The following is a 6,831-nucleotide window of genomic DNA, read 5'->3' on the forward strand; positions in this document are numbered from 1 at the left end:
GTCCGGGGAGTTCCAGGCGGCGTTCGCGCCGGGGAAGACCGGGCCCCGGGAGGACCCGCCGGTGGAGTAGGCAGGGTAGGCGGTACCGCCCGAACGCCCCGAGTTCCTCGACCCCGTCGAGTACGTCGAGTACATGGGATAGGTGGAGGTCGCGGAATAGCTTGGATAGGCAGACGCCGTGGTGGTGGAGGAGGACGCGGAGGCCGTGGGGTAGGCGGGATACGCCGTGGAATACGACGAGCTTGTGGTGACGGTGGTGGGTGCCGCCGCCGTGCTGCCCGCGGCGGGAAGACTGTGCCCGCGGGTGACGGTGACCAGCCGGTACGGAGGCTGATGCCGAATCCGCAACCGGACACCACCGAGCTCGGTGTAGTCATGCACCCTGCCGTAGCGGTCCCCCCGCGACTGCGTCACCGGAGAAGACGCATACGCCCGCAGCGGCACATACCCCGGCACATCCCGGTACCGCCTGTTGACCTCCTCGATCCCGGCCAGCAACTGAACCGACTGACTGTTCTCCGCCGCGGAGACCTCGTTGTCCAGCAAAATGTGCGCGGTGCTGTGATGCCCCAGCACATACTCCAGGCTGTACGCCAGCCCCGAGGGACCGCGGTCCCGCGCCCACGGACCCGGATGCGGAACCACCAGATCCGTGTACGGCACATGACGGCCGAACCCCGTCACCGAACCGCGCACCAACCTCGCACGCCCCGCCCCCAGCACGGCCTCCACACCACGCTCCAGGGACGACAACAACACCGGGTCGTACGCGGTCACATTGCGCCGCAACCGGTACAGGTCCGCCAGCAGCGTCACATCCTCCGGCCCCGCACCACCGTCCACCGCGGCCGCCACCGTGTTGCGCGTCTCCTCCACCGCATCCGCGATCGGCGTGTAGTCCTCCACACCCCGCAACCGCTCACGATGCGCCGGATGCAACTCCGCAAACCACGCCGACGACTCAACCTCCGCCCAGGAAACCTCCCGCGCATCACCGAACCGGTCGAAAGCCACCAGAACAGGAGTACGCCGCCTGCCACTCCCGCTCCCACCACTCCCGCTTCTCCTGCTGCCAGACCCCGGAGAATTCCACGCCGCATCCACCCCCGGAAACACCGGATCCTGCGGCCCCTGACCGGTACCGGAGGAGTCGGATCGCTGCTGAGGCGGGTGGGTGACGGTAAAAGCGGTGGACTGTCCGTCGGCGTTCGGCAGCAGGTGGAGCCGAGCGGGGGCGGGGCCCCGGGGGGGCGGGGCCGTGACGGGCGGGGTGATGACGTACTGCCCGGAGTGGTCGTGGACGGGCAGCCCGGAGGCGTGGACGGCCGGAAGGGTCCGGGCCCCGGCTTGAGAGGGAACCGGGCCGCCGGGATTGTCCAGCGGGTTGGCCAGGACCACGATCTGGGTGAAGCCCTCCTGGGCCGCGTCCTTGGCCAGATGGGCGAGGAACCCGCCGTCGTCTGTGCGGGTGCGGTCCCCCGACAGGGTCATCTCGAACCCGCCGGCGACACCGCGGGCGACGAAGAAGAGCGTGGGCCCGTTGGTGCTGGGCATCGGCAAGGGATGGCTCGTGGGCTTCTTCGTCTCAGGGTCCACGGCCCGTTGCAGATAGCTGCGCATACCGAGCACGCCACTGTAGGCGGATTCGAACCGCTGCCAGTTCTGCGGACTGACGGATGCCTTGAGCACGTGGTCGTCCACCCGCACCTCGCGCAGCACGACGTCGGCGTACCAGTCGGTGTCCGTGGCGGTGGGGGTGGTGGGCAGGTCGGTGAAGGGCAGGGGCCTCGGTGCGGACGTCGGCCCGGTCTCGACGGCTGTGAGACGCTCCGTCCCGCCGCGTACCCCGCCGGGGATGACATCCAGGTCGGCGCCGTGGAGGTAGCGGGCCCGAGGCTGGGAGTGAGCGGGCAGGACGGACGAGATGTCACGGGCGGTGGAGTGCTCCACCTCGACGAGCACGTCCCCCGGGCGGGGCGTCCCGATTTCCTCCGACAGTGCATCCATCGCCGACCGCTCGCTGAGGTGAACCTCGGCGAACGGCGGAAGCGTGACGGCTCCGAGCTCCGAGGACGAGTCGGTTTCCGCGGCGGTGGGCTGTCGCAGAACCACCCAGACCGGGCCGTTCACCGGCGGCAGCAGCTCCAGGGCGTTCATGGCCATGTTCAGGTGTGCGGGAATCTCCCGCAGGATGTCCCCGGCCAGCTCCCGCGCACGCCGGTGTATGTCCTCGCGGTGTGTCCGATCGTCCTCCCCGCGGCTGCGCGCGTTCTCCACGGCGTCGACGAGGGCCCGGAAGCGGGCGTCCCGCAGCAGCAGGTACGGATGAGAGCCCCGGCCGTCCAGAGCACGGTCGACCAGCGTGCGCAGTTCCCCGGCCAGCAATGTCCGGCCCGTCCGCGGGTCGACGCCGGTGAACCGCTCGTCCAGCAGGCGCCCGTCCGGCCCGGCCAGCAGGCCCAGCGCGATGTCGTACGCCGGGTGCGGGCTTTGCCGCGCCGCCGGCACCTGACCGGGTTCGGCGGACCGCATCAGCTCGGCGAGGTCCTGGTGGCGCTCGGCGTAGACCTGGTGGTGCGGCAGCCGCAGATCGCTTTCGAGGTAGCCGGGCGTCTGCCCCAACGGCAGATTGTCCAGCGCCCACCGGTACAACTGCGCCCCGTCGGCCTGTGACAGAGCCCGCTCGGTGGGGGTGGCGGAGACACCGGCCCTCTTGGCCTGCTGGAGGATGTCGAACAGGCGGTAGCGGTTGTCCGGCAGCAGCCAGCCCATCAGTGCGGCGGTCAGCTCCCGCAGTTCGGCGTCACCGACCCCGTCGAGGCCGTCGTAGTCCAGCAACAGCCTGATGACGGGTACCAGCACTTCGTGGGTCGTGGGAACGCCGCGCTCCCGCAGTGTCCGCGCCTTCTTGTCGGAAGGGGCCACCGGTATGTCGGTGAAGCCGTTGAGACGGTCACGAGCGGTGGCGTACAGCGCCTGCATCAGCTCCGGCAGCGTCGCGCCGGAGCCCGGGTCCAGCAGCCGCTCCATCCGCTCCAGCGGGGAGGGCCCCTCGGGCCCGGCGGACGGGAAGAACTGCCGGGCGGCAGCGTCCGCGTCGTCGCCGTTGATGTCGAGGAAGAACTGGTGGAACCGTTCCACCGCTCGGCGCGCGGCGTCGACCAGATGCCGGTTGGCGGCCATCGCCCGGCCCAGTGCGCTTTCGAACCGCAACGCGGCCGTGTCCCACTCCGCTGTGGCATACAAGTATGTGAAACCATCGGCGTACCCGGGCAGGTCCCGTGTCGCCGAGCGGGCCGCGGCGGCCGCGTCGGTGTCGTGGGCGGTAAGCGGCTTGGGCCTGAACGGCTCGAACTTCACCTGTGTGGCAGGCGGATCGTTCGGGCCTGCGGTCAGGGCCAACGAAGCGAAGCCACCTTGGGAGTTACTCCTCGGTATGAGGGACACCGTCGTGCCGCCGCCGTAGACGATCTCCTGCCCGCTGTTGTCGGTCACCGTCTGAGCGGCCGGCTCCACATCCCGGTGCCTGCTGGCAATGCGGCACTCGGCGAGGAGGAGGGCGAATTTCTCGCCGGGGTGCCGGGAATCCAGAAGCCGTTTGATGAACAGTCCGTGCTCGGCCGGTGTGTACCGTCGGCGCCCGTACCTGTCGCCCCCGTCGATGTGCCGGCCGGTGCTGTGCGTGTTGATCACCAGTGGCCGGCCGTTCCAGGGGACGGGCTGGGCGTCCACGAAGGTGTCCTCGACGACACCGTTCTCGTTGTCCCGACTCTGCCGCTGGTAGAAGGGTCTGTCCAGAATGGTGGCCCGTAGGGGCCAGGCCATCTCCCAGGTGTTGTGGGCGCTGTAGCTGACGAGCTGACCGGTCCGCGGATGGGACAGCCTGCGGAAGATCACCTCGTGCTGCCAAGCCTCGCGCGGCAGAGCCGACGGCGATTCCTCCAGCTTCACGCGCAGATACTCATAGACCTCCCCGTTCTTGCCCCGGTGGCGGACGACTTTCACCGACCGAACCGTGAACTCGGTCGGTTCCGCGTACACAAGCCGCTGGGTGAACGGGGCGTCCGCGAAGAGAGTCCTGTCGTGCGCGGCCGACTTGGCGACCTGCCACACCACCGGACGTCCCCGGCCACGCCGGGCCAGCCTCCCGGCATCCCGGAGAACACGCTCCCGCACGGTGGTGACCTGCCGCAACGCCCCAACCGCGATCTTCTGTCCCGGAACGGGAGATCCGGTCAGGTCACCTTCCAGCGTGGTCCACCACGCGGTGGCCAGTTCCTTGGGCAGCCGGCTGACCGCCTCGATGGCCATCTCACGGTGCTCGGGCAGCTCGGCGGCCAACTCTCCCGCCAGTTCCTGGGCCCGTGCGTTGAGCCGCCCGCGCAACCGCTCCAGCCACGCACCACGGTCCGGCGCGTCCTCCGGTACCGCCAGTGCCTCCCTGAGGAGAGCGCGGAAGGCGTCATCGCGCCGCAACAACAACGGCATGGAGAACCACAGACCGTTGCCATCGGCGGCGAAAGCCTCGTCCACCACCTCCCGCAGCGTCCGCCGGAGCGATCCCATGTTCACGGTCACGCCGGAGAACGCCTCGTCGAGCAGCCGGTAGTCCGCCTCGCTCAGATACAGCGACGGCAGCAACTCCTCGGAGACGTTGTTCTTGAGCAGGTCCGGGTACGGATGGCGCAGTGCCGAGGACCGTCCCGCCCTGCGGCGGCTGTCTCTGGTGGTTTCACCGGGCACCTGGACGTCCGGGTCCGGTGACGGAACGAGATAGCCGTAACGCCCGCTCGGTTTCTTCAGATCAGCCAGCTCCACGACCGAGACCATGGCCCAGCCGTCACCGGTCACCTCCGGTGTCAACCACTTCGCCATCCGCTCGGCGTACATCGCCCGGTGCGGCAGCGCCAGATCACGCTCGGTGAGTGAAGGCCGCGCGAACTTCGGAAGGCCGCTCAGGCGTTTACGCGGCTCGATCAGGGAATCGACCAGTCCGTACACATCTGCGCCGTCCAGCACGGCCATGTCACGAGGCATACCCTCATCGCGCACCCCGGCCTGGTGGGAGGCCTGGTAGATCTCCACCAGCGACCTGCGCCGACGGGGGTCGGGATGGTCGAGCAGCCACCCCGACAGTGCGTCAAGGAACCACAGCGGGGGCGAGTTCTCCGGATCGAGCGCCTGATGGACACGTAGCAGCCACTCCACCTCGTCGGCGGGACCGTCGGTCATCACCAAGCCGCGAGCGCGGTACTTCTCGATCTCCTCGTCGGTGTACCGGGAGCCGTTGCCCGGAGCCAGAGGCACGCCCCGGGGGTTCAGATGCGGGTGGGCGGCCCACAACTTGCTCAGGGTGACGGCACCGTCGAGGGGGTTGCGCCAGGCCGCGTTGGCGATGGCCACCATCAGCTCGTCCAATGTGGCGCCGTCCGACGGGTCCATCAGGTGTTCCAGGTGGTCGTTCGCGTCCACCATGGGGTCGGGGACGAACGCGCGATCCGCCGAGTCCGTGCCGTGGACATCTTCCAAAGCGGTGTGCAGGCGCGCGATCACGGCCCTGGCCGCCTTCATCGTCTCGGGATCGGCTGCCAGGACCTTCCCGATGTTGCGTTCGTAGTGCTCGCCGCGCTGTGCCCAGTCCTCCGTGGTGTAGTACTCAGCGAACCGCGGGTGCCGCGGCGGCAGCGGCTCCGCGGGGGCGGTTCCCTGCGGGTCCGGGGAGTTCCAGGCGGCGTTCGCGCCGGGGAAGACCGGGCCCCGGGAGGACCCGCCGGTGGAGTAGGCAGGGTAGGCGGTACCGCCCGAACGCCCCGAGTTCCTCGACCCCGTCGAGTACGTCGAGTACATGGGATAGGTGGAGGTCGCGGAATAGCTTGGATAGGCAGACGCCGTGGTGGTGGAGGAGGACGCGGAGGCCGTGGGGTAGGCGGGATACGCCGTGGAATACGACGAGCTTGTGGTGACGGTGGTGGGTGCCGCCGCCGTGCTGCCCGCGGCGGGAAGACTGTGCCCGCGGGTGACGGTGACCAGCCGGTACGGAGGCTGATGCCGAATCCGCAACCGGACACCACCGAGCTCGGTGTAGTCATGCACCCTGCCGTAGCGGTCCCCCCGCGACTGCGTCACCGGAGAAGACGCATACGCCCGCAGCGGCACATACCCCGGCACATCCCGGTACCGCCTGTTGACCTCCTCGATCCCGGCCAGCAACTGAACCGACTGACTGTTCTCCGCCGCGGAGACCTCGTTGTCCAGCAAAATGTGCGCGGTGCTGTGATGCCCCAGCACATACTCCAGGCTGTACGCCAGCCCCGAGGGACCGCGGTCCCGCGCCCACGGACCCGGATGCGGAACCACCAGATCCGTGTACGGCACATGACGGCCGAACCCCGTCACCGAACCGCGCACCAACCTCGCACGCCCCGCCCCCAGCACGGCCTCCACACCACGCTCCAGGGACGACAACAACACCGGGTCGTACGCGGTCACATTGCGCCGCAACCGGTACAGGTCCGCCAGCAGCGTCACATCCTCCGGCCCCGCACCACCGTCCACCGCGGCCGCCACCGTGTTGCGCGTCTCCTCCACCGCATCCGCGATCGGCGTGTAGTCCTCCACACCCCGCAACCGCTCACGATGCGCCGGATGCAACTCCGCAAACCACGCCGACGACTCAACCTCCGCCCAGGAAACCTCCCGCGCATCACCGAACCGGTCGAAAGCCACCAGAACAGGAGTACGCCGCCTGCCACTCCCGCTCCCACCACTCCCGCTTCTCCTGCTGCCAGACCCCGGAGAATTCCACGCCGCATCCACCCCCGGAAACACCGG

The 6,831-nt window shown here is 69.2% G+C and carries 1 protein-coding gene; it reads right to left on the reverse strand.

From position 1 onward, the window contains the following. Positions 1-6,627: hypothetical protein (locus tag CUT44_RS12905; protein WP_199185697.1), on the reverse strand; the 6,627-nt coding region annotated here is incomplete at its 3' end. Between the last annotated feature and the right edge of the window lie 204 nt (positions 6,628-6,831).

This window comes from Streptomyces carminius, from assembly GCF_002794255.1.
Taxonomy (GTDB): domain Bacteria; phylum Actinomycetota; class Actinomycetes; order Streptomycetales; family Streptomycetaceae; genus Streptomyces; species Streptomyces carminius.